The organism is Isoptericola variabilis (assembly GCF_050311655.1).
GTDB lineage: Bacteria > Actinomycetota > Actinomycetes > Actinomycetales > Cellulomonadaceae > Isoptericola > Isoptericola variabilis.
In genome coordinates, this window is record NZ_JBNOZM010000003.1 from 359,024 (window position 1) to 379,182 (window position 20,159).

A 20,159-nucleotide genomic window follows, 5' to 3' on the forward strand; every position below is an offset into this window, starting at 1 on the left:
GGGTCCGGCACCCTCGTGGCGGCTCCCCACGCCCGGGGACCGGCGATCACGAGGGAGTGGAACGGCGATGGTCACGACTCGGCGCGGGTTCTCCAGCTTCTCGGTGGACGACCTCGACGCGGCACGCAGCTTCTACGCGGACACCCTCGGGCTCCGCGTCACGACCCTGGACGAGGGCATGGGCCTGGTGCTCCACCTCGACACGAGCTCACCGGTGTTCGTGTACCCCAAGGAGGACCACACGCCCGCCGCGTTCACCGTCTTCCACCTCGCGGTGGACGACGTCGACCCGGTGGTGGACGACCTCGTCGCGAAGGGCGTGAGCCTGGAGCGCTACGAGGGCTTCGACCAGGACGAGAAGGGCGTCGCCCGCGGCTTCATGGAGGGCGGCGACGGCGCCTGGTTCACCGACCCGGCGGGCAACGTCATCGGCCTGATGGACGGCGAGGGGGTGCGACAGCTCCTCGACGAGGTCGGCGCCTGAGCCGCCCGATGCCGCACCACCCCCGTCGTCGTCACTCGACGGTGACGGACTTGGCCAGGTTGCGCGGACGGTCGACGTCCTCGCCGAGGGCGACGGCCGCGTGGTAGCCGAGCAGCTGGGTGGGGATCGTCAGCAGGATCGGGTCGAGCTCCACCTCGTTGCGCGGCACCTCGATGCGCGCCGTCGCGGCGTCCCCGAGCTCGACGCCCGGGTGCGTGATCGCGACGACGGCGCCGCCGCGCGCGCGGATCTCCTGCGCGGCGGTGATGTTGCGCTCCAGCAGGTCGTCGGCGGGCATGATCGCGACGGTCGGCAGCTCGGGGCTGATGAGCGCGAGGGGGCCGTGCTTGAGCTCGCTGGTCGGGTACGCCTCGGCGTGCCGGTAGGTGATCTCCTTGAACTTCTGCGCGCCCTCGCGCGCCACCGGGTAGCCCCGCACACGGCCGATGAAGAACAGGCTCGGCGCCTCGGAGAGCTCCTTGGCAGCGCTCGCGAGGTCCTCCTCGTCGGCCAGGATCTGCGCGATCTGGCCGGGGATCGCGCGCAGGCCGGCGATGATCCGCTTGCCGTCCGCGAAGGACAGGTCGCGCACGCGGCCCAGCGCCAGCGCGAGCAGCGCGAACCCGACGCCCATGTGCGTGAGCGCCTTGGTCGACGCGACCGCCACCTCGGGGCCGGCGTGCAGGTAGATGCCGCCGTCCACCTCGCGGGCGATGGACGACCCGACGGCGTTGACCAGCCCGACGACGGTGCCGCCCTTGCGCTGCACCTCGCGGACGGCGAAGAGGGTGTCGGCGGTCTCGCCGGACTGGCTGACCACCACGTACAGGGTGGACGGCTCGATGATCGGGTTGCGGTAGCGGAACTCGCTCGCGGGCTCGGCGTCCGCGGGGATGCGCGCCAGGTCCTCGATCATCGACGCCCCGAGCTGGCCCACGTAGTACGCGGAGCCGCAGCCGAGGATCTTCACGCGCGTGAAGCGGCGCAGCTGGCGCGGGTCCAGGTTGAGGCCGTCGAGCTTGGCCGTGCCGAACCGGTCGTCGAGCCGACCGGACAGCATCCGCTCCACCGTCTCCGGCTGCTCGTGGATCTCCTTGTGCATGAAGTGGGCGTGGCCGCCCAGCTCCAGCTCCTCGACGGTGAGGTCGATGGTGACGGCGTCGCGCGCCGTGTGCTCCTCGTCGTTCGTGAAGGTGCGGAACCCGTCGGCCGTCACGGAGGCGAAGTCGCCGTCGTCGAGCAGCACGACCTGGCTCGTGTGCCGCACGATCGCCGCTGCGTCGGAGGCCACGAACATCTCTCCGTCGCCGACGCCGAGCAGCAGCGGCGAGCCGTTGCGCGCGACGACGATCCGGTCCGGCGTCTCGACGTCGAGCACCGCGAGCGCGTAGGTGCCGTCGATCTGCGCGACGGCGGCGCGCACGGCGTCCTCGAACGCCAGCCCGGCCTGCAGCTCGCGCGCCACGAGGTGCGCGACGACCTCGGTGTCCGTGTCGGAGGTGAGCTCGACGCCGTCGGCGGTGAGGCGCGAGCGCAGGGCGTGGAAGTTGTCGATGATGCCGTTGTGCACCACGTGGACGCGGCCGTCGTACGACGTGTGCGGGTGGGCGTTGCGCTCGCTCGGCTCGCCGTGCGTCGCCCAGCGGGTGTGGCCGATGCCGGTCGTGCCGGCGAGGCGCGCGGGCAGGGCGGCCTCGAGGTCGCGCACGCGGCCCTTGGCCCGGACGACGCGCGACGGGTGCGCGCTGGAGCGCGGGTTGAGCACGGCGATGCCGGCCGAGTCGTAGCCGCGGTACTCCAGCCGCGTGAGGCCCTCGACGAGGACGGGCGCTGCCTGCTGGGGGCCGACGTAGCCGACGATTCCGCACATGGGTGGTTGCTCCTAGCCGTTGATGATCAGTCGTTGACGATCAGCCGTAGATGACACGACGGACCTGACGCTCGCTGAGCTCCGGGGCGGCCACGAGGCGCTCACGGAGCTCGGCGGCGATCTGCGCGTAGATCTCCTCGTTGCGGCGCCCGTAGGTGCGCAGCGACGCGTGCCGACGACGGACGTACTCCTCGACCGGTTCGCGGTACCAGGCGAGGACGTCCTCGACGACCCGCGCCGCCTCGGCCGGGGAGAGCCCCGTGGAGGTCGCGATGCGGGCGACGAGATCGGCGTCGGTCACCGGGACATCATGCTCCGCTCGACAACGACATGCCAGATCTTGCCCGAAATCGGGCAGAGGCGCCTCATCTACGCCCGGACGGCGTCCCCGTAGGCGTCCGCGAACCGCTCCAGCTGCTCGAGGAACGTGCCCGCGTCGGCGCCGAGCACGGCGAGGCCGTCGGCGTAGGCGCCGAGCGCCTGGCTCGTCGCTTCCTCGAACCGGGCCCGCCCCTCCTCGGTCGGCTCGTGGAGCCGGGCCGAGCGGCCGGGCGCGGTGAACCGGCGCAGCAGCCCGGCCGCGAGCGCCCCGTTCACCTGCCGATTGACCGTGGACTGCTCGAGCCGCAGCGCCTCGGCGATCTCCCGCAGCGTGCGAGGCCGGCCGTCGGAGAGCAGCCACAGGAGGCGGCCGTCGGCGGTGCCGAGCGGGCTGCGCTGCTCCGCCAGCCGGCGGTGGAGGTCGAGCCGGAAGAGCAGGCCGGCGACACGGCGGTCGTCGGTCAGGTCAGCAGGGTCGGACGACGAGGGCGACGGCACGGACGACGGTGTCACGGTCGGCATCGGGATCCTTCGGGGGTTGACGCTGGTCGATATGCAGGTAGCATACACACGGTCTTATGTAAGTTACACATCCTGAGGTGTGCCGTGAGCCCTTCCCCGTCCCCCGTGCCCGACGCGCCGCCGCGCACCGACCGGCGCGCCGTCGCCGTCGTCGTGGTCGTCTGCTTCAGCAGCCTCTGCGCCGCGCTCATGCAGTCGCTCGTCATCCCGATCCAGAGCGAGCTCCCCGAGCTCCTGTCCACCTCCGCCAGCACGGCGTCGTGGGTGGTCACCGCCACCCTGCTGGGCGGCGGCGTCGCGATGCCGGTGACCGGCCGGCTCGCCGACCTCTACGGCAAGAAGCCCGTGCTCGTCGCCTCCGCGGCCGTGCTCGTGGTCGGCTCGCTGGTCTGCGCGGTCTCCGACTCCGTGGGCCCCGTGCTGGTGGGCCGCGTGCTGCAGGGCGTCGCGATGGGCTACATCCCCGTCGCGATCAGCCTGGTCCGGGAGATCGCACCGCCGCACCTGCGCAACACCGCGGTCGCGGGCGTCAGCGCCACGCTCGGCGTCGGCGGCGCGCTCGGCCTGCCGATCGCCGCCTGGATCGCGCAGGACTTCGACTGGCACGTGCTGTTCTGGGTCTCCGTCGTCCTCGCCCTCGTCATGACGGCCCTCACCGCGACGGTCGTGCCGCACGTGCACGACGCGCACCCCGGCCGCCTCGACGTCGTGGGCGCGATCGGCCTGGCGATCGGCCTGGTCGGCGTGCTCGTCGGCGTGTCGAAGGGCAACGACTGGGGCTGGGGCTCCGCGAGCACCCTCGGCATGGTGGTGGGCGGCGTCGTCGTGCTGCTGCTGTGGGGCTGGTACGAGCTGCGCCACGACGACCCGTTGGTCGACCTGCGCACCACCGCCCGCCGTCCCGTGCTGCTCACCAACCTCGCGGCCGTCCTCATCGGCTTCGGCATGATGGCCCAGTCCATCGTGGTGCCGCAGCTGCTCGAGATGCCCGAGGCCACCGGCTACGGACTGGGCCAGACGATCCTCGAGGCCGGGCTGTGGATGGCGCCGGCGGGCCTCATGATGATGCTCTTCACGCCGGTCTCGTCCCGCCTGCTCACCCGCCTCGGCGGCCGCAGCACCATGGCGATCGGCGCGGGCGTGCTCGCGCTCGGCTACGTCGTCGCGGTCTTCCTCATGGACGCGCCGTGGCAGCTCATGCTCGCCTCGTGCGTGGCGTCCGCGGGCGTCGGCATCGGGTACGCGGCGATGCCCACGCTCATCCTCACGAACGTGCCGGCCGCCGAGTCCGCCGCGAGCGTCGGGCTGAACAGCCTCATGCGCTCCATCGGCACCACCGTGGCGGGCGCCGTCATGGCCATCGTGCTCACCAGCCGGACCACCGTGCTCGCGCCGGGCACGCCGCCGATCCCCACCGGAGGCGCGTTCCAGCTCTGCTTCGTCATCGGCGCCGTCGCGGCCGCCGTCGGCGCGGCGATCGTGCTGTGCATCCCGCGGCAGCGCGGCGGGCAGGAGGAGGGTCGGCACCTGGCCGCCGTCCCCGACGCCGAGGCCGCCCTGGTGCGCTGACCTCAGCGCGCCGGGACGACGGCGGACGGCTCGCCCGTGACCAGCTCGCGGGCGAGCCGGCGCCGCGCGTCGGCCACCTCGCCGAGGCGCCGCGCCAGGGCGGGCTCCGCCAGGGCGACCTCGCGGGCGACCGCCGCCGGGACGAGCACGGCCCGCGTCTCCTCGAGCGCCCGCGCCGTGAACGGTTCGGGCTGGCGCGCGAGGCACGCCTCGCCCGTGTAGCCGCCGCGCTCGACCGGCGCCTCGACGGCCCGCGCCTCCGGGTCGGACGACGTGACGAGCCGCAGGCGCCCGCCCAGCACGAAGCACAGCCCGCGCGACCGCTCCCCCGCCCGGTGCACCACCTCGCCGGTGCCGTAGACGACCAGGCGGGCGCGGTCGCGGGCGGCCACCGCGACGTCGTCCGGGACGCCGAAGAGCTCTCCCACCTCGGCCAGCGCGGCTCTCGACGCGTCGTCCCCCGCGGCCGGCCCCGGCGCCCCGCCGTCGAGCGAGAGCCCCGCCCGGCGCGCGGCGTACCAGAGCCAGAGCCGGAACTGCGAGGCCGCCTCCCCCGCGTCGACCACGCTCCGCACCGGCAGCGTGGTGGTGAACGCGTGCGGCCCGGTGAGGGCCACCGACGCACGGGCGCCGGGACGCAGCAGCGGCAGGTCGCGGGCGACGTCGAGCAGCACGCGGACCACCGCGGCGGGCGCGTCGTCCACCCCGAACGACGCCTCCACGGTCGTGTCGTGCCGCCCCTCCGGCTGGCTGCGGTTGACGAAGCTCGCGCCGCCGAGCGACGAGTTGGGGATGATGTGCACGCCCGAGCCCGTCTCGATGTGGACGGACCGCCAGTTCACCTCGACCACCCGGCCCGACGTGCCGTCGGCCGTGAGGTGGTCGCCGATCGCGAACGGCTGCTCGAAGAGCAGGAGCAGCCCGGACACGACCGACCCGATCGCGCCCTGGAGGGCGAAGCCGAGCACGATGCCGGTGACGCCGAGCGCCGCGAACATGCCGCCCACGTCGGCTCCCCACACCCACGACAGCACGAGAGCGATGCCGACGACGACGAGGACGAGGCGCGCGATCTCCACGAAGATCGACGGGATGCGGGCCCGCCAGGACCCCTCGCGCGCGCGAGCGAACATCATGGCGTTCAGCGCGGACAGCACGAACACCAGCAGGGTCACCGCGGCGAGGGTCGCGAGGACCTGCGCCCACACGTTCCCGGCGGGCACCTCGGCGGCGAACCGCACCAGCACGAAGAGCCCGAACGCCGGCACCACGACGTTGCGCAGGAACGCGACCGGGCCCAGGAGCGCGCTGCCGCGGCGCCGCAGCAGGTCCTGCACCTGCGTGAGCACGAACAGCAGGACCGGGACGCCGACCACCACCACGACGACCCAGGCGAACCACGGCTCGGCCAGCAGCGAGGTCATGCCCTGTCCTCCAGCCGCCACACCGGGTGCTCCCCGTCCGGCCCGCGGATCGTTCCCGCCTCGACGAGGTCGAACTGGCCGCGGACCGTGTCGTAGACGAGGTCGGTGACGTAGATGCCGGGCTCCGGCTCCTGCGCGTGCATCCGGTAGGCGAGGTCGACGGCGTCGCCCCACAGGTCGTACATCACGCTCGCCCGGCCGACGATGCCGCTGGTCACGGTGCCGACGTTCACCCCGGCCCGCAGCGCGAGGTCGGCGCCGTGCCGGGCGTTGAACGCCGCGACCGCGGCCTGGAGCTCCTGGGCGAACTCGACGACGCGGCGCGTGTGGTCCACCCGGGGCACCACGAGCCCGCAGCTCGCGAGGAACCCGTTGCGCAGGGACCGCACCTTCTCGACGCCGGTCCGCTCGGCGGCCTCGTCGAACGACCGCACCAGCTCGTTGAGGTGGTCCAACGACTGCCGCGAGTCCATGCCGGCGGTGAACTCCTCGAAGCCCACCAGGTCGGCGAACACCACGGACACGTCCTGGTAGTCCTGCGCGATCGTCTCCTCGCCGCCCTTGACCTGCTCCGCCACGTCGGGCGGCATGAGGCTGAGCAGGATGCGGTCCTTCTCCTGCTGCTCGGCGTCCAGCAGCTCCTGCTTGGTGCGCAGGCTGCGGCTCATCTCGTTGAACGCCTCGGACAGGTCGCCCACCTCGTCGTTGGTGCGCACCCGCACCTGGGCGTCGAGGTCGCCGCCGGACACGGCGCGCACCCCCGTGACGAGCGACCGGATCGGCCGCACGAACACCTGGGCCAGCGCGAGCGACGCGATCGCCGCGAGCAGCAGCATGCCCGCGATGGCGAGCACGAGCTGGCGCTGGAAGTCGCTCACCGGGGCGAACACCTCGGACGGGTCGACCGCGGCCGCGATCACCCAGTTCAGACCGGGGACGTCAACCGGCCCGTAGGCCACGATGACGTCCTTGCCGCGGTAGCCCGTGGTGCGGACGATGCCGGTGTCGCCGTCGAGCGCCGACTCGACCGCCCTCGACTCCACCGACTGCCGCAGGATCGGGTTGCCGAGCCGCACGACCGTCTCCGCCACCTCGCGCGGGGTGCCGGCGGCGACCACCCGACGCTGGTACTCCTCAGGATCCTCGACGAGTAGCCGCGAGGTGGAGCGCATCAGGCCGTCCGGGCCCACCAGGTAGGTCTCGCCCGTCTCCCCGAACCCGGCCTCGCGCCAGTGCCCGTCGCTCGTGAGGACCTGGTTCAGCCGGTCGGTCGACGCCTGGATCGCCAGCACGCCGATCGTGCGCCCGTCGTCCTGGATCGGCGACATGACGAACTGCGTGGGCGCGTCGGCCAGCGGCTGGTACGGCTCGAAGTCGGCCATGCCCACGTAGTCCTGGCCGTTCGAGGTGATCGTGTCGCGGAAGGTGGCCTCCAGCGACCCGCCGGCGTACGGGCCGGTCAGCACGTTGGTGCCGAGGTCCACCCCCTTGTACGCCGAGTACACGACGTTGCCGTCGGGGTCGATGAGCAGCAGGTCCTCGAAGTCGTTCTGCGTGACGATCTCGCGCAGCGTGTCGTGGAACCGGGCGTGCGCGGTGGACCAGGCGCTGCCGTCGCCGGCGTCGTCCACGCCGATGGCCTCGTCGTAGTCGAGTCCTGGTTCCAGGTAGTGTGCCTGGAGGTACCACGCGGCCGGGTCGGTGGGCAGGAACGACTCGACGGTGAACTCCTGGCCGGTGTTCTCCGCGAGCTGCGGCAGCAGGACGTCGGTGTACGCCGACGTGACCCGCGCCCGCTCGGCGGCCGAGACCGAGGCGTCCGCCAGCCCGCGCCAGCCCGCCTCGAACGCGGCCATCGAGCGCTCGGCGGTGCGCGAGTTGAGCACCACCGCACGCTCCAGCCCGGTGAAGTAGGACACGACCTCCCGCGCGCGGCTCTCCCGGACCTGCGTCACCTGCTGCTCGGCGGCGCGCTCGAGCGCGGCGCTGCCCGACCGGTAGCCGATCCAGCCCACGACCAGGGCGGTGACCAGCGCGATGCCGAGCAGCATCACGAGCAGCTTCGTCTGGATCTCGATGCGCAGCCGGCGACGACGACGCGACGGCCCGGCGGGCGGCACGGCGTCGGCCGGCTGCCGGACGGGCAGGGCGCCCTCGTCGTCGGGCGCGACGGAACGGACGGTCTGAGTGCTCACGGACTTCCCCCCGGTGCCCGAGTCGACCGATGCGGCAGTGCTGCGGTGACGTCAGTCTGCGTCGCCCGGGGCGATCGTGCGCGTCGAAACGGTACGAGGGCGCCCGCGCTACAGCCCGGAGACCGCGACGACGGTCACGATCGCCGCGACGAGGACGATGCCGGCCGCCACGACGACGTGCACCGCGGGGTGGCGGCGCAGCACCGCGACGAACTCGCGCAGGTACGCGCTGGGGAAGAAGTAGCCCGCCGTCGGGGCGCCCACCGCGTGCACGTCGAGGCCGAGGTCCATCGCCTCCATGGCCGCGCGCGGCGCGTGGTAGTTGTTCGTCGCGACGAGGTACGGCCCGTCGGTGCCGTGCTCCCGCAGGACGGCGGCGCCGAGGGTGAGGTTCTCGCGGGTGGTCCGCGCCCGGTCCTCCACGAGCACGCGGTCGGCGGGCATGCCGCGGTCGACGAGCCACTCCCCCATCGCGACGCCCTCCGGCCGGTCCTCGTCCGCGCCCTGCCCGCCAGAGGGGACGATGGGCACCGGGACGCCGTCGGACCCGAGGCGGACCGCGGCGTCCCGGCCGGCCGTGAGCCGGGCCGCGAGCAGCGGCGGCACCCGGCCGCCCACCACCTTGGAGCCCAGCACGATGACGCCGCGGGCGGGCACGCGGGCCGCGTACCGGCGGTACAGCAGCGTCTGGGTCACGAACCCCAGGAACACGAACCCGAGCCACGCCGTGCCCATCGCCAGCCCCACGACCAGCCCGACGGCCCAGGGCACCCGCAGCAGGAACGGCGCGGCGACGACGAACGGCGCGGCCAGCATGGCCACCCCGACCAGCAGCGACAGGAGGTTGCCGAGGCTGCGGCGCTCGCGGCGCACCATCGTCAGCCCGTTGGCCACCAGGAAGACCGGGAGCACGAGGAGCCCCAGGCCGAGGACGCCGAACAGGAGGAAGGTGATCAGCCCCATGGCGGTGGTGCCGCCGGGCACCAGCGCGACGAGCTGCCCCAGCAGCCCCACGCCCGTGTAGACGACGGCGAGGGCGAGGAACCCGTTGCGCAGGCGGCGTCGGTCCACCCGCAGCGAGTGCACCAGCCAGGCGACCCACAGGCCGCAGATCACCGCCGAGACGACGACGGACCAGACGGTGGCGTTGACCTCGGCACTCACGTCCGCAGGATAGGGGGGACCGGCCGCGATAAAGCCTGGGTGCGCGGGGCGCGTCGTGGTCGGATGCGGAGATGACCTCCCGCATCTCGCACACGACGTTCGACTGCCGCGACGCCTACGCCCAGTCCGAGTGGTGGAAGCAGGTGCTCGGCTACGTCGACGTGCCGGGCGACCCCAACCTGCCCGGCCACGAGGAGTGCATGATCGTGCCGCCCGCCGGCCACGACGCGCCCGCCGAGAGCCACGGCCGCCTGCTGTTCATCGAGGTGCCCGAGCCCAAGACGGTGAAGAACCGCGGCCACCTCGACCTACGCCCCACCGACCGCACGCAGGCCGAGGAGGTGGAGCGTCTGCTCGCCCTCGGCGCCACGCAGGTGGCCGACCGCCGCAGCCCGGAGGGCCAGGGCGGCTGGGTGGTGCTCGCCGACCCGGAGGGCAACGAGTTCTGCATCCTGCTCAGCGAGCCCGAGCGGGCCGCGGTGCTGGCGGCCCGGGAGGCGTGACCCGGGGGCGCGGCGCGGCGGCGCGGGCGGCGAAGGCCGCCACGACGAGCAGCACGACGACGGCGAGCATCGCGAGCCGCAGCCCCAGGTGCTCGCCGAGGAAGCCGAGCAGCGGCGGGCCCACGAGGAACGCGAGGTAGCCGCTGGTGGCGACGGCGCTGACGCGCTCGGCCCCGCGCTCCGGGTCGTCGCCCGCCGCGGAGATCGCCACCGGGAACCCGAGGGACGCGCCCAGGCCCCACAGCGCCACGGCGACGCCCGCCACGACCGGGCTCGGCGCGAACACCACGGCGAGGATGCCGGCGATCGCGCACACGGCGCTCACGGACAGCACCGCGGCGCGGCCGAACCGCTCGACCACCGGCCCGCCGGCGAACCGGCCCACCGTCATCGCCGCGGCGAAGCCGGCGTAGACCAGCGACCCGTGCGTGGCCGACATCCCGTGGCCGTCGACCATGAGCAGGGGCAGCCAGTCGTTGGCCGCGCCCTCCGCGAACGCCATCGCGAGCACGACGACGCCGATGAGCACCAGGCGCCCGTCGCGCCACACGCTGGGGCGGCGTTCACGCGGGGCGCTCGCCCGCGCCCTCCCCGCCTCGTCGCGCCCCGTGCCCGCCGGGATCCCCGGCATCGCCCAGGCCACGAGCGCGGCCATGACGGCCGCCATCGCGAGCAGGTGCCACACCACGGGGAAGTCCAGCGCCGTGAGCGCGATGCCCACGAGGGCGCCGACCACGGTGCCGAGGCTGAAGCTGCCGTGCAGGGCGGGCAGCACCGGCCGCCCGGACTCGGCCTCGAGTGCCGCGCCCTCGATGTTGAGGCCGATCTCGCCGAGCCCGCCGCCCAGGCCCACGAGCAGCAGGCCCGCGAACGCCCCCGCCGCGAGGCCCGCGGCGGCGGCCAGGCCGATGACCACGACGCCGCCCACCACCAGCAGCGAGCCGACGAGGATCACCGGGCGGGCGCCCCGGCGACGCACGACCGGCCCCGCCGACAGCACGCCCGTCATCGAGCCGACGGACAGCCCGAAGAGGACCAGCCCCATCCCCGCCGTGGAGGCACCGAGCGCGTCCCGGACGTCGGGCGTGCGCGTGATCCAGGACGACATGCCGAGCCCGACGAGCAGCGTCAGCGAGAACAGCGACAGGCGACGGCGGAGCTGGTCGGGCATGCGGTCGATCGTATCCGCGATCCTCGTATCGATTCGACCCCGGGTGAGGTCTCGTCGTCGCCGCGCGCCGGAGCCCCGCGCCGTCTACTTTTCCCGCAGGGGCGTCCGCCCCGGCGGCACGGGAGACGGGGACGGGCAATGGGCGGCGACATCGAGGGCACGGGCACCCCGGGACGGTCCTCGGGCTGGCAGGACTTCTGGGAGCGCGGCGGCCTGTGGCGGGCGGTGCTGGCGGCCGCGGCCTACCTGGCGCTGTACCTCGGCGCGAGCCGAGTGGTCGGCGCCTGGTTCGCGCACTCCGTGGACCCGGACGACCTCTTCGCCACCCCCGCCGGGGTCTTCGTGGCCCTCGCGCTGCCGCTGCTCGTCGGCGCCGTCGTGCTCGTCGTCTTCGTCGCGTCGCTGCGGTGGTTCCCGGTGCTCTTCGGGCCGCAGCCCGCGGGCCGGGGCTGGATGTGGGTGGCGCCCGCGCTCGTCCTGGCGCCCGTGCTGCTGCGCGCCCTCGGCGTCGACTACGGCGCGTACGCGGCCGGCGTCGTCGCGACGACCCTTTTCGCCGGACTGCTCGTCGGGTTCGTCGAGGAGGTGCTGTGCCGCGGCGTCGTGGTGACCCTGCTGCGCCGGGGCGGGTCGTCCGAGTGGGTCGTGATGGTCGTGTCGTCGGTGATCTTCGCGCTGCTGCACTCGGCGAACGCGCTGTCGGGGATGGCCCCGACGACGGTCGCCGTCACGGTCGTGTACACGTTCGGGTTCGGCGTCGCGATGTACCTGACGCTGCGGGTCACCGGGAACCTGGTGTGGCCGATCCTGCTGCACGGCCTGTTCGACCCGATGCTGTTCCTCGCCACCGGCGGGATCGACGAGACCACGACCGTCACGCCGACGAGCCCGCTGCTCGCCCTCGCCACCCCGACGAACGTCCTCTTCATCACGCTCGGCGTGGTCGTGCTGTTCCTCGCGCGCGCCGTCGACGTCCGCGCCGCCGGGCACGACACGCCCCGGGCCACGACGGCCTGACGCCCGGGCGCTCCGCTAGGTTCGCCGGCATGTCTCCCACGGTCGTGCTGGTCCACGGCGCCTTCGCCAACTCCTTCTCGTTCGCGCCGCTGCAGGCGGAGCTCGCCCTGCGCGGCCTCCGCTCCCTCGCCGTCGACCTCCCCGGCCACGGGTTCGCCGCCACGTATCCCGCGGAGTACCAGGCGCCGCAGGACCTCGCGGGGCTCGCGACGGCGCCCGGCGCGATCAAGGGCGTGACGCTCGCGGACAACGCCGCGCACGTGATCGGCGTGCTCGAGCGGGTGCGCGAGCACGGGCCGGTGGTCCTCGTGGGGCACAGCCGCGGCGGCGTCACCCTGACCGCGGTGGCCAACGCGCGACCCGATCTCGTCGACCGCCTCGTGTACGTGTCGGCCTGGGCCCCCGTGGACCTCGACGTCGGCGACTACTACGCCGAGCCGGAGATGGCGTCCTTCGACGCGACGGCCGTCGCGGGTGCGATGGTCGCGAACCCCGCCGACGTCGGCCTCCTGCGCTCCAACTTCCGCACCGCGGACCCGGGCGTGCTCGCGGGGCTCAAGGCCGCGTTCCTCGCCGACGGCACCGACGACGAGCTCCGCGCCTTCCTCGCCACCTTCCAGCCCGACGAGAACCTCGACGCCGGCTCCCCGGACGACCGTGCCCAGGCCGCGACCTGGGGCACGGTGCCCCGCGCCTACGTGCGGCTGAGCGAGGACGCCAGCATGCCGCTCGCGATGCAGGACCGGTTGATCCGCGAGGGCGACGCGCTCACGCCGGACAACCCCTACGTCGTGCGGACGCTGCCCTCCAGCCACCTCAGCTGGCTGGTGCACCCCGCTCCGGCCGCCGACGTGCTCGCGGAGCTCGCGGCTCGCTGAGCGGCGGGTGCAGCACCAGCACCACGACGACCGCCACCATGATCACGGCGGTGAGGGTGACCGGGACCGGCACGACCGGGTCGAGCAGGACGAGCACCGCGCCCGCTGGCAGCGCCACGTTGACGACGCGGTCGGCGTTCTCGCGGATCGCGATCCACCAGATGCCCAGCACGAAGACGGCGATGGGGATCGTCACGGTGAACGACGCCCCGACGTCGGACAGCGCGGTGTGCCCGGTGAGCGCGTCGATCTCCACCTCGATGCCCGCCGAGAAGGCGCCGGCGGCGGCGAAGACGAAGTAGTGCACGTAGCCGTACCGCAGCGACCGGCTCAGCCGGCCGTCGAGGGCGTGATGGTGCGGCGGCCAGAAGTAGACCCACCACAGGGCGGCGGTCACGACGACGGTGAGGACGGCGATCGATACCAGGGAGCCGAGGTCCTGCTGGTCGTGCAGCGCCTCGATGATCGCGTTGGACGACGCCAGCAGGCTCTCGCCGAGCAGGATCAGGGTGAACAGGCCGTACCGCTCCGCGATGTGGTGCGGGTGCCACGGGGTGCGGCCGCGGCGCTCGGCGATCACGGGCACGGCCAGCTCCGCCGCGGCGAGCACCACCCACACGATCCCCTGCGCCCCCGGAGGCACCGCGAGGAAGGCCAGCCAGCAGACCTGGACGACGGCGATGCCCGCGGCGTAGGCGCGCGTCGCGGCGCGGGTGGGCCCGTCCGTGCCCGACGCGCGCAGCCACTGGGCGATCATCGCCACCCGCATGACGACGTAGCCGGCGACCACCACCGTGAAGTCGCCGTCGACGAACACCGGCTCGATCCCGGCCGCGAGCACGAGCACGCCCGACATCTGCACGATCGTCAGCACCCGGTAGAGCCAGTCGTCGGTGTCGAACGACGTGGCGAACCAGGTGAAGTTCATCCACGCCCACCAGATCGCGAAGAACACCATCCCGTACGAGGCCAGGCCGCTGCCCACGTGCCCCTCCGTGAGGGCGTGGTGCAGCTGCACGGACGCGACGCTCACCGCGACCACGAACACGAGGTCGAAGAACAGCTCCAACGGGCTCGCGGTGCGGCCGGGCTCCTGCGGGTCGCGGGCGGCCATGCGCACGAGGCGCGACCGCGGTGTCTCGGGTGTGCTCACGCGAGTCATCGTGCACCCGCCTCGCCCGCCGGGCCACGGGTCGCGGGCCCGGCTACGCTGCCGGGGATGTTCTCGGACCACAGACGCCGGCGCGCCGCGCGCCGGATCAGGCCCGGGGACGGGCACGCCCTGCAGCGGTTCCGGTGGTGGCAGCCCCTGTCCCGCGCCCTCTTCCACCTGGACCTCGTGGGCGACGGCGGCGCCCCCGAGCGGTGGTCGGTCGACGTGCGGCTCTGGGGCGACTCCGACGACGGTGACGTGCGGGCCCGGCTCTACCGCGACGGCGTGCACGTCGCGACGTCGAAGCTCCCCGCCGAGCTCCCCGTCACCGGCGGCGCGATCCAGGTGGCCACCAGCAGCTACGGCCTGCGTCGCTGCCACTACGTGACCCCGGACGGCCGCGAGTGCCAGCTCGAACCCGACCCCGCCTCCGCCGAGGGCCGGCGGGCCCGTCTGGAGCGGGACCGCCCAGGCCTGAGCCGCACGGTCGGCGCCGTCTCCTGGGCCGTCCTCGCCGTCGCGCTGGTGCTCGGCGTCCCGCAGCTCGTCGAGCAGGTCTCGCAGATCCCGCCCGTCGCCGAGCGGTTCGGCACGTTCACCTCGCCGGTCCGGCTGCCGGCGGGCCTCAACGTCGCGCTCCTGGTCGCGACGATCCTGGCCAGCACCGAGCGGGCGCTGCGACTCCGGTACCACTGGCTGCTCGACGGCGGGCTGTTCGAGGGCGAGGACTGAGCACGGGGAGATCCTGCGAAGACGCCGCGAAGCGATCGATATCTATTGACTTTCGATAGGCGGGACGCCACGCTCGTCCGCATGTCCCGCACCCAGCGCCTCGTCGGACCGCTCCGCGGCCTGCTCGTCGCCGTCTTCGCCGCCCTCGTCGTCACCCAGGTCGTCGTCCTGCCCGCCGCGTTCGCGCGGATGGCGGAGGAGTCGCCCGACCTCGCTCCCCTGCGCTGGCCGCTCCTCGTGCTCGCCCTCGTCGGGCTGGTCTGCGTGGAGGCGGTCATCGTGTGCACCTGGCGGCTGCTGACGATGGTCCGCGACGACCGGATCTTCTCCGACCACGCGCTCGTGTGGGTCAACGGCATCGTGGCCGCCGTGGCGGGCGCCTGGGTGCTCGTGCTCGCCGCGTTCGTGCTGCTCGTGGCCGCGGAGGGGCTGGCCGGTCTCGCCGCGCTGCTGCTCGGCGTGCTGCTCGTGGGCGCGGCCGTCGGCCTGCTCGTGGTGGTGCTGCGTGCGCTGCTGCGGCAGGCCACGGAGCTGCGCACCGACCTCGACGGGGTGATCTGATGCCGATCGTCGTCCGCCTCGACGTGGAGCTCGCCCGGCGCAAGCTGAGCGTCGGCGAGTTCGCCGAGCGCGTCGGGCTCACGCCCGCCAACGTCGCCGTGCTCAAGAACGGGCGCGCCAAGGCCGTCCGCTTCGCCACCCTCGAGGCCATGTGCCGGGTGCTCGACTGCCAGCCGGGCGACCTGCTGGAGTGGGTCGACGACGAGCCCGGCGACGGGGCGCACGATGCGCGCTGACGTGCTCGTCGTCGGGGCCGGCCTGGCCGGGCTGTGGACGGCGACGGAGCTCGCGCGCCGCGGGCACGACGTCGTCCTCGCGGACCGGCGCACCCGTCTCGACGCCACCGTCCGCACCACGGGCATCTTCGTGCGCCGCACGCTGGAGGACTTCGACCTGCCGCCCGAGCACCTCGGCCCGCCGGTCCGGCGGATGGTGCTCTACCCGCCGTCGCACCGGGACCCGGTCACCCTCGACAGCCGGCACGACGAGTTCCGCGTGGGCGACATGGCCGCGCTGTACCTGGAGCTGGCCGCGCGCGCCGCCGTCGCCGGCGTGCGGCTCGAGCTCGGCACCCGGTACCTCGGCACGCACGGCGACACGCACCTGCTGCACGGCCCCGGCGGCCCGGTCGAGGCGAGCGCGACGTTCGTCGTCGGGGCCGACGGCGCCCGGTCCGCCGTCGCGCGGGAGCTGGGCCTCGATCGCAACCGCGAGCTGCTGGTCGGGGCCGAGGAGGTCTTCGAGGTGCCGCGACGCGACGTCGTGCCGGCCTTCCACTGCGTGCTCGACCCGCGCCTCGCGCCCGGCTACCTCGCGTGGGTGCTCGACGACGGCCAGCACGCGCACGTGGGTGTCGCCGGGTATCCCGACCGGTACCCGCACGGCCTGCGCGACGCGCTGCGCCGTTTCGCCGCCACGGCGCCCGGCCTCGCGGGCGTGCCGGTGCCCGACGCCGTCGAGCGTCGCGCCGGCCCCATCCCCGTGGGCGGGCTGCTGCGCCGGGTCGCCGCGCCGCGCGGCCTGCTCGTGGGCGACGCCGCGGGCGCCGTCTCTCCCCTCACCGCGGGCGGGCTCGACCCGTGCCTGCGCCTGTCCGCGCACGCGGCCGACGTCCTCGACCGTGCCCTGCGCACCGGCGACCGGCGCGAGCTCGCGCGCTACGACGGCGCGGCGCTGCGCGCCCGGTTCCGCGGGCGGCTCGCGATGCGTCGCGGCCTGTCGCTGGTGCGCACCCCCGCCGTCGCGGCCGCCGGCGTCGCCGCGCTGCGCACGCCGCCCGGTCGCGCCGCCGCCCGGCGCATCCTCTTCGGGCACGGGTCGTTCCCGGACCCCGCGCCGGCGAGCCGGAAGATCGCCCTCGCCACGCCTGGTGTGCGGGGCTAGATTCCCCTTGTGCCGCCGGTGGACTCGCTCCTCGCCTTCGCGCTCGCCTCGGTCGTGCTCGTCGCGATCCCGGGGCCCAGCGTGCTGTTCGTGATCGGCCGGTCGCTGTCGCTCGGGCGACGGGGCGGGCTGCTGAGCGTGGTCGGCAACGAGCTCGGGTCGCTGGTGCCGATCACCCTGGTGGCGCTCGGCGTCGGCTCGGTCGTGGCCCAGTCGGTCGCCGTGTTCACGGTGGTCAAGCTGCTCGGCGCCGCCTACCTGGGGTACCTCGGGGTCCAGGCGATCCGGCACCGCCGCGAGGGCACCGACGTCGCGGTCGACCCGCGGGCGCGACCCGCGTCGTCGTGGACCACGCTGCGGCAGGGATTCGTCGTCGGCGCGACCAACCCCAAGACGATCGTGTTCTTCGTCGCCGCGCTCCCCCAGTTCGTCGACTTCCACGCCGGCGCGGTGCCGCTGCAGATGCTCGTGCTGGGCCTGGTGTTCACGCTCATCGCGCTGGTGCTCGACGGCACCTGGGCCGTCCTGGCCGGCACGGCGCGCGCGTGGTTCGCGCGGTCGCCGCGGCGGCTGTCCGCCGTCCGCGCCACCGGCGGCGGGATGATGCTCGGCCTCGCCGGCACGCTGGTGCTCACGCCCGCGAAGGCCTGAGCGCCGGGCGAGCCGCCCGAGCCGCCCCTGAGCGCGTGGCCTGGCAGGATGGCCGGCACTCCCCACGAAGGACGGACGACCCATGGCCTACTTCCGCCGCACCGGCGCGACGACGTTCCAGCCCACCGAGCACGTCGGCGGCGCCTGGAAGACCGACGAGCAGCACGTGGCTCCCACGCTCGGGCTGCTCACGCACCTCGTGGAGGCGGACCGGGAGAAGCGGGGCCGCGACGACCTGGCCGTCACCCGGCTGACGTTCGACATCTGGGGTCCGTACCGCCTGGAGGAGATGACCGCCGACGTGCGCGTGCTGCGCCCGGGGCGCGGCGTCGAGCTGGTCGAGGCGTCGGTGGCCTGCTCCGGCCGCACGGTCGTGACGCTGCGGGCCTGGCTCACCGGCGTCGGCGACACGACGGCGCTCGCCGGGGGCGAGCCGGCGGCGCTGCCCGGGCCCGATGCGACCCCCGTGTGGGACCCGGGTGCGGACTGGCCGGGCGGCTTCGTCGAGTCGATCGAGGCGCGCCGCGACCTGGCCGAGCCGGGCCGCGGTCACGTCTGGGTCCGCACGGGGCACGCGCTCGTCGAGGACGAGGACGTGAGCGCCCTCGCCCGCACCGTCGGGCTGTTCGACCTCGCGAACGGGATGACGGTGCGGGCCGACCCGCGCCGCGTCGCCTTCCCGAACGTCGACCTCTCGGCGCACCTGCACCGCGCGCCCGAGGGCGAGTGGCTGGGCCTCGACACGAGCGTCGTCTTCGGCGCGACGGGCGCCGGCCTCACGTCCAGCGTGCTGCACGACGAGCGGGGCGCGTTCGGCGCCCTCGCGCAGGGGCTCGTGGTCCGCGCCTTCGACGCGCCGTGACCACGAACGTGTCGTCCGGCGTGTCGGCAACGGGTGTCCGCGGATCGTCAGGCAGGGGCGTCCTCGCGTGAGTCGTCGACCTTGCGCCGCACGAGCTCGACGATGCGTCCGACGTTGAGCGTCCAGCCCACGCCGAAGACGTGCGGGCTGAGGATGTGCTCGCCCTGCGGGTCCCAGACGCGCTCGCGGACACGCTCGACGGTGGGGAGGCGGAACTCGTAGGGGACGAACCCGGCGACGGTGCCGTGCCAGGTGCGGTCCTCCTTGTCCTTCTGCAGCTCCTTGGTGACGGCCGCGACGACCAGACCGACCACGATCAGCTGGAACAGCCCCGGTCCTCGCTTCCGGCCGCGCCCCGGCTTCCCGTGCTGGATCTCCTGCTTCGTGCCCATCTCGGCCTCCGCTCGTCGGCTGTCGGTGTCCCCACCCATCGTGCACCAGGTGCGCGCCCCAGGTCAGCGGGAGGGCCGGGTGACCAGGACGGCGGCGGCCGCGACCACGCACACGACGGCCGTGGTCAGCAGCCCCACGGAGAACGAGGTGCCCGCGGCGATGAACCCGACGACGAGCGACCCGAGGCCGGTGCCGGCGTCGAACCCGATGTTCCACACCGCGCTGGCGGTGCTGTGCTGCCGGGCGGGCACGGCCGCGAACGCGGCGACGAGCGTGAGGTTCTGCAGGCTGCCGTATGAGACGCCGACCATCGTCATCCCCAGCACGAGGAGCACGGGCCGGGGGCCGCCGTCGGCGATCGCCCCCGCGCACACCGCCAGCCCGGCGGCGCAGAAGGCGAGCAGCGGCGCCAGGAAGACGCGCGGCCCGAAGCGGTCGGCGAGGCCGCCCACGCCCCAGCGGGACAGCGCCGTCGCGGCCGTGAAGCCGAGCAGGCCCGCCACCGCCGCGCCCGCTCCCCCGGCGAACTGCGGCGCGAACGTCAGCAGCGCGCCGCCGGGCGTCGTCACCGCCAGCAGCACGAGCGACGGCATGACCAGCGCGAGCAGGACGCGGCCGCGCCCCGGCCCACCGGCGTCGACGGCCTGGCCGGCCGGGGCGGCGTCGGCGCCCGCGTCGGCGTCGAGGGCGTCCAGGCGACGCCCGAGCAGCGAGGCGAAGGGCGCCGCGAGCACGGGCAGCGCACCGAGCGCGAAGACGACACGGAAGTCGAGCGTCTCGGCGATCCACGCGGCGCTGGGGACCAGCACCAGCTGCGGGAACGCGATGGACAGTCCGTACAGCCCGATGGCACGGCCGTGCCGCGGGCCGTCCACGAGGGCGGCCACGGCGCTCGAGCCGCACACGGTCAGCACCGCGAACCCCATGCCGCGCACGGCCGAGAGCCCGAGCAGCCACGCGAGCTGGTCCGTGGCCATGAACAGCAGCGACGGCGCGCCGAGCAGCACGACGCCCACCGTCATCGTGAGCCGCCAGCCCACCTTCCGCAGCAGCCACGGCACGGTGGTCTGCGTGAGGACCGTGGCGAGCATGAGCACCGCGTTGACGAGCCCGGCGCCACCCTCGCTCGCGCCGCCGCGCACTGCCCACAGCGGCGCTGCAGGCAGCAGCAGCGCGTAGCCCGAGAAGCCCAGCGCCGACATCGCCAGCAGCGGCCGGAACCCCGGCACGCGCGCGACGGACGACGAGGGCTGAGGAGCAGGTCGACGCATCGGGCGAACCTATCGCGCGGCCCACGCCGTGCCGC

Annotated in this window: 21 protein-coding genes; 11 read left to right on the forward strand and 10 right to left on the reverse strand. The window is 74.2% G+C overall.

Annotated features, from left to right (window positions below):
* Nucleotides 1-67 precede the first annotated feature (67 nt).
* Nucleotides 68-484, forward strand: a complete 417-nt coding sequence (locus ACQP60_RS08820; protein WP_429730862.1) for a VOC family protein — start codon at nucleotides 68-70, stop codon at nucleotides 482-484.
* A 31-nt stretch (nucleotides 485-515) separates the two neighbouring features.
* On the opposite strand, the gene glmS is transcribed toward ACQP60_RS08820, so the two are convergent.
* The 3 genes from glmS to ACQP60_RS08835 all read right to left on the reverse strand — a co-directional run bounded on the left by glmS (nucleotide 516) and on the right by ACQP60_RS08835 (nucleotide 3,197).
* The gene (glmS, locus tag ACQP60_RS08825; protein ID WP_429730865.1) at nucleotides 516-2,354 is read right to left on the reverse strand and encodes a glutamine--fructose-6-phosphate transaminase (isomerizing); all 1,839 of its coding nucleotides are present in this window, start codon (nucleotides 2,352-2,354) and stop codon (nucleotides 516-518) included.
* A gap of 40 nt (nucleotides 2,355-2,394) precedes the next feature.
* The gene (locus tag ACQP60_RS08830; RefSeq protein ID WP_429730868.1) at nucleotides 2,395-2,655 is read right to left on the reverse strand and encodes a hypothetical protein; all 261 of its coding nucleotides are present in this window, start codon (nucleotides 2,653-2,655) and stop codon (nucleotides 2,395-2,397) included.
* 68 nt (nucleotides 2,656-2,723) lie between these two features.
* Nucleotides 2,724-3,197 (reverse strand): MarR family winged helix-turn-helix transcriptional regulator, encoded by a 474-nt coding sequence (locus ACQP60_RS08835; RefSeq protein WP_429730872.1) that lies wholly within the window; start codon nucleotides 3,195-3,197, stop codon nucleotides 2,724-2,726.
* Between the two features lie 84 nt (nucleotides 3,198-3,281).
* Between ACQP60_RS08835 and ACQP60_RS08840 the strand changes: the two genes are divergently transcribed.
* Complete coding sequence (locus ACQP60_RS08840; protein ID WP_429730875.1) at nucleotides 3,282-4,766, forward strand: MFS transporter; 1,485 nt, start codon at nucleotides 3,282-3,284, stop codon at nucleotides 4,764-4,766.
* A gap of 2 nt (nucleotides 4,767-4,768) precedes the next feature.
* Here ACQP60_RS08840 and ACQP60_RS08845 read toward each other — a convergent pair whose 3' ends face one another.
* From ACQP60_RS08845 to ACQP60_RS08855, 3 genes are all read right to left on the reverse strand, one after another.
* Nucleotides 4,769-6,190: a mechanosensitive ion channel domain-containing protein gene (locus ACQP60_RS08845; RefSeq protein WP_429730878.1), complete on the reverse strand. Its 1,422-nt coding sequence runs from the start codon at nucleotides 6,188-6,190 to the stop codon at nucleotides 4,769-4,771.
* A complete protein-coding gene (locus tag ACQP60_RS08850) occupies nucleotides 6,187-8,385 on the reverse strand; it encodes an adenylate/guanylate cyclase domain-containing protein (protein ID WP_429730881.1) in 2,199 nt (732 codons plus the stop codon). Before ACQP60_RS08850 ends, ACQP60_RS08845 begins: the two co-directional genes overlap by 4 nt.
* A gap of 108 nt (nucleotides 8,386-8,493) precedes the next feature.
* Nucleotides 8,494-9,549 carry a YdcF family protein gene (locus ACQP60_RS08855; RefSeq protein WP_429730884.1) on the reverse strand — a complete coding sequence of 352 codons (1,056 nt, stop codon included), beginning with the start codon at nucleotides 9,547-9,549 and terminating at the stop codon, nucleotides 8,494-8,496.
* A gap of 71 nt (nucleotides 9,550-9,620) precedes the next feature.
* On the opposite strand from ACQP60_RS08855, the gene ACQP60_RS08860 reads away from it, so the two are divergent.
* Nucleotides 9,621-10,052, forward strand: a complete 432-nt coding sequence (locus ACQP60_RS08860; protein WP_429730887.1) for a VOC family protein — start codon at nucleotides 9,621-9,623, stop codon at nucleotides 10,050-10,052.
* Here the strand turns inward: ACQP60_RS08860 and ACQP60_RS08865 are convergent.
* Nucleotides 10,006-11,223, reverse strand: a complete 1,218-nt coding sequence (locus ACQP60_RS08865; protein ID WP_429730891.1) for an MFS transporter — start codon at nucleotides 11,221-11,223, stop codon at nucleotides 10,006-10,008. The genes ACQP60_RS08860 and ACQP60_RS08865 overlap by 47 nt on opposite strands.
* A gap of 138 nt (nucleotides 11,224-11,361) precedes the next feature.
* Here ACQP60_RS08865 and ACQP60_RS08870 point away from each other — a divergent pair, with 138 nt between their 5' ends.
* Together ACQP60_RS08870 and ACQP60_RS08875 are read left to right on the forward strand one after the other, a co-directional pair.
* Entirely contained in the window at nucleotides 11,362-12,240 is an 879-nt protein-coding gene (locus tag ACQP60_RS08870) for a CPBP family intramembrane glutamic endopeptidase (protein WP_429730894.1), read from the forward strand.
* Nucleotides 12,241-12,269: 29 nt separating this feature from the next.
* Nucleotides 12,270-13,118, forward strand: coding sequence for an alpha/beta hydrolase (locus ACQP60_RS08875; protein ID WP_429730897.1), 849 nt, complete (start codon nucleotides 12,270-12,272; stop codon nucleotides 13,116-13,118).
* Here ACQP60_RS08875 and ACQP60_RS08880 read toward each other — a convergent pair.
* The gene (locus ACQP60_RS08880) at nucleotides 13,057-14,280 is read right to left on the reverse strand and encodes a low temperature requirement protein A (RefSeq protein ID WP_429730900.1); all 1,224 of its coding nucleotides are present in this window, start codon (nucleotides 14,278-14,280) and stop codon (nucleotides 13,057-13,059) included. The genes ACQP60_RS08875 and ACQP60_RS08880 overlap by 62 nt on opposite strands.
* A gap of 57 nt (nucleotides 14,281-14,337) precedes the next feature.
* Between ACQP60_RS08880 and ACQP60_RS08885 the strand changes: the two genes are divergently transcribed.
* The 6 genes from ACQP60_RS08885 to ACQP60_RS08910 all read left to right on the forward strand — a co-directional run bounded on the left by ACQP60_RS08885 (nucleotide 14,338) and on the right by ACQP60_RS08910 (nucleotide 18,460).
* Nucleotides 14,338-15,003, forward strand: a complete 666-nt coding sequence (locus tag ACQP60_RS08885) for a hypothetical protein (RefSeq protein ID WP_429730903.1) — start codon at nucleotides 14,338-14,340, stop codon at nucleotides 15,001-15,003.
* 81 nt (nucleotides 15,004-15,084) lie between these two features.
* Nucleotides 15,085-15,564 (forward strand): DUF2975 domain-containing protein, encoded by a 480-nt coding sequence (locus ACQP60_RS08890; protein WP_429730906.1) that lies wholly within the window; start codon nucleotides 15,085-15,087, stop codon nucleotides 15,562-15,564.
* Nucleotides 15,564-15,800 (forward strand): helix-turn-helix domain-containing protein, encoded by a 237-nt coding sequence (locus tag ACQP60_RS08895; protein ID WP_429730909.1) that lies wholly within the window; start codon nucleotides 15,564-15,566, stop codon nucleotides 15,798-15,800. Before ACQP60_RS08890 ends, ACQP60_RS08895 begins: the two co-directional genes overlap by 1 nt.
* Nucleotides 15,790-16,947, forward strand: coding sequence for an FAD-dependent oxidoreductase (locus ACQP60_RS08900; RefSeq protein ID WP_429730912.1), 1,158 nt, complete (start codon nucleotides 15,790-15,792; stop codon nucleotides 16,945-16,947). The genes ACQP60_RS08895 and ACQP60_RS08900 overlap by 11 nt, the downstream gene beginning before the upstream one ends.
* Before the next feature lie 9 nt (nucleotides 16,948-16,956).
* Nucleotides 16,957-17,598, forward strand: a complete 642-nt coding sequence (locus tag ACQP60_RS08905) for a LysE family translocator (protein WP_429730915.1) — start codon at nucleotides 16,957-16,959, stop codon at nucleotides 17,596-17,598.
* A gap of 82 nt (nucleotides 17,599-17,680) precedes the next feature.
* Complete coding sequence (locus tag ACQP60_RS08910; RefSeq protein WP_429730918.1) at nucleotides 17,681-18,460, forward strand: thioesterase family protein; 780 nt, start codon at nucleotides 17,681-17,683, stop codon at nucleotides 18,458-18,460.
* Between the two features lie 47 nt (nucleotides 18,461-18,507).
* On the opposite strand, the gene ACQP60_RS08915 is transcribed toward ACQP60_RS08910, so the two are convergent.
* Both ACQP60_RS08915 and ACQP60_RS08920 read right to left on the reverse strand, forming a co-directional pair.
* Nucleotides 18,508-18,852, reverse strand: coding sequence for a DUF5808 domain-containing protein (locus ACQP60_RS08915; protein ID WP_429730922.1), 345 nt, complete (start codon nucleotides 18,850-18,852; stop codon nucleotides 18,508-18,510).
* Nucleotides 18,853-18,915: 63 nt separating this feature from the next.
* Nucleotides 18,916-20,124, reverse strand: a complete 1,209-nt coding sequence (locus ACQP60_RS08920; RefSeq protein ID WP_429730925.1) for an MFS transporter — start codon at nucleotides 20,122-20,124, stop codon at nucleotides 18,916-18,918.
* Nucleotides 20,125-20,159 lie beyond the last annotated feature (35 nt).

Bases quoted from the DNA above. Each gene is read 5' to 3' on its own strand.
- ACQP60_RS08820 (WP_429730862.1), top strand. From the start codon at position 68: ATGGTCACGACTCGGCGCGGGTTCTCCAGCTTCTCGGTGGACGACCTC.
- glmS (WP_429730865.1), bottom strand. From the start codon at position 2,354: ATGTGCGGAATCGTCGGCTACGTCGGCCCCCAGCAGGCAGCGCCCGTC.
- ACQP60_RS08835 (WP_429730872.1), bottom strand. From the start codon at position 3,197: ATGCCGACCGTGACACCGTCGTCCGTGCCGTCGCCCTCGTCGTCCGAC.
- ACQP60_RS08845 (WP_429730878.1), bottom strand. From the start codon at position 6,190: ATGACCTCGCTGCTGGCCGAGCCGTGGTTCGCCTGGGTCGTCGTGGTG.
- ACQP60_RS08860 (WP_429730887.1), top strand. From the start codon at position 9,621: ATGACCTCCCGCATCTCGCACACGACGTTCGACTGCCGCGACGCCTAC.
- ACQP60_RS08865 (WP_429730891.1), bottom strand. From the start codon at position 11,223: ATGCCCGACCAGCTCCGCCGTCGCCTGTCGCTGTTCTCGCTGACGCTG.
- ACQP60_RS08870 (WP_429730894.1), top strand. From the start codon at position 11,362: ATGGGCGGCGACATCGAGGGCACGGGCACCCCGGGACGGTCCTCGGGC.
- ACQP60_RS08875 (WP_429730897.1), top strand. From the start codon at position 12,270: ATGTCTCCCACGGTCGTGCTGGTCCACGGCGCCTTCGCCAACTCCTTC.
- ACQP60_RS08880 (WP_429730900.1), bottom strand. From the start codon at position 14,280: ATGACTCGCGTGAGCACACCCGAGACACCGCGGTCGCGCCTCGTGCGC.
- ACQP60_RS08885 (WP_429730903.1), top strand. From the start codon at position 14,338: ATGTTCTCGGACCACAGACGCCGGCGCGCCGCGCGCCGGATCAGGCCC.
- ACQP60_RS08890 (WP_429730906.1), top strand. From the start codon at position 15,085: ATGTCCCGCACCCAGCGCCTCGTCGGACCGCTCCGCGGCCTGCTCGTC.
- ACQP60_RS08895 (WP_429730909.1), top strand. From the start codon at position 15,564: ATGCCGATCGTCGTCCGCCTCGACGTGGAGCTCGCCCGGCGCAAGCTG.
- ACQP60_RS08900 (WP_429730912.1), top strand. From the start codon at position 15,790: ATGCGCGCTGACGTGCTCGTCGTCGGGGCCGGCCTGGCCGGGCTGTGG.
- ACQP60_RS08910 (WP_429730918.1), top strand. From the start codon at position 17,681: ATGGCCTACTTCCGCCGCACCGGCGCGACGACGTTCCAGCCCACCGAG.
- ACQP60_RS08915 (WP_429730922.1), bottom strand. From the start codon at position 18,852: ATGGGCACGAAGCAGGAGATCCAGCACGGGAAGCCGGGGCGCGGCCGG.
- ACQP60_RS08920 (WP_429730925.1), bottom strand. From the start codon at position 20,124: ATGCGTCGACCTGCTCCTCAGCCCTCGTCGTCCGTCGCGCGCGTGCCG.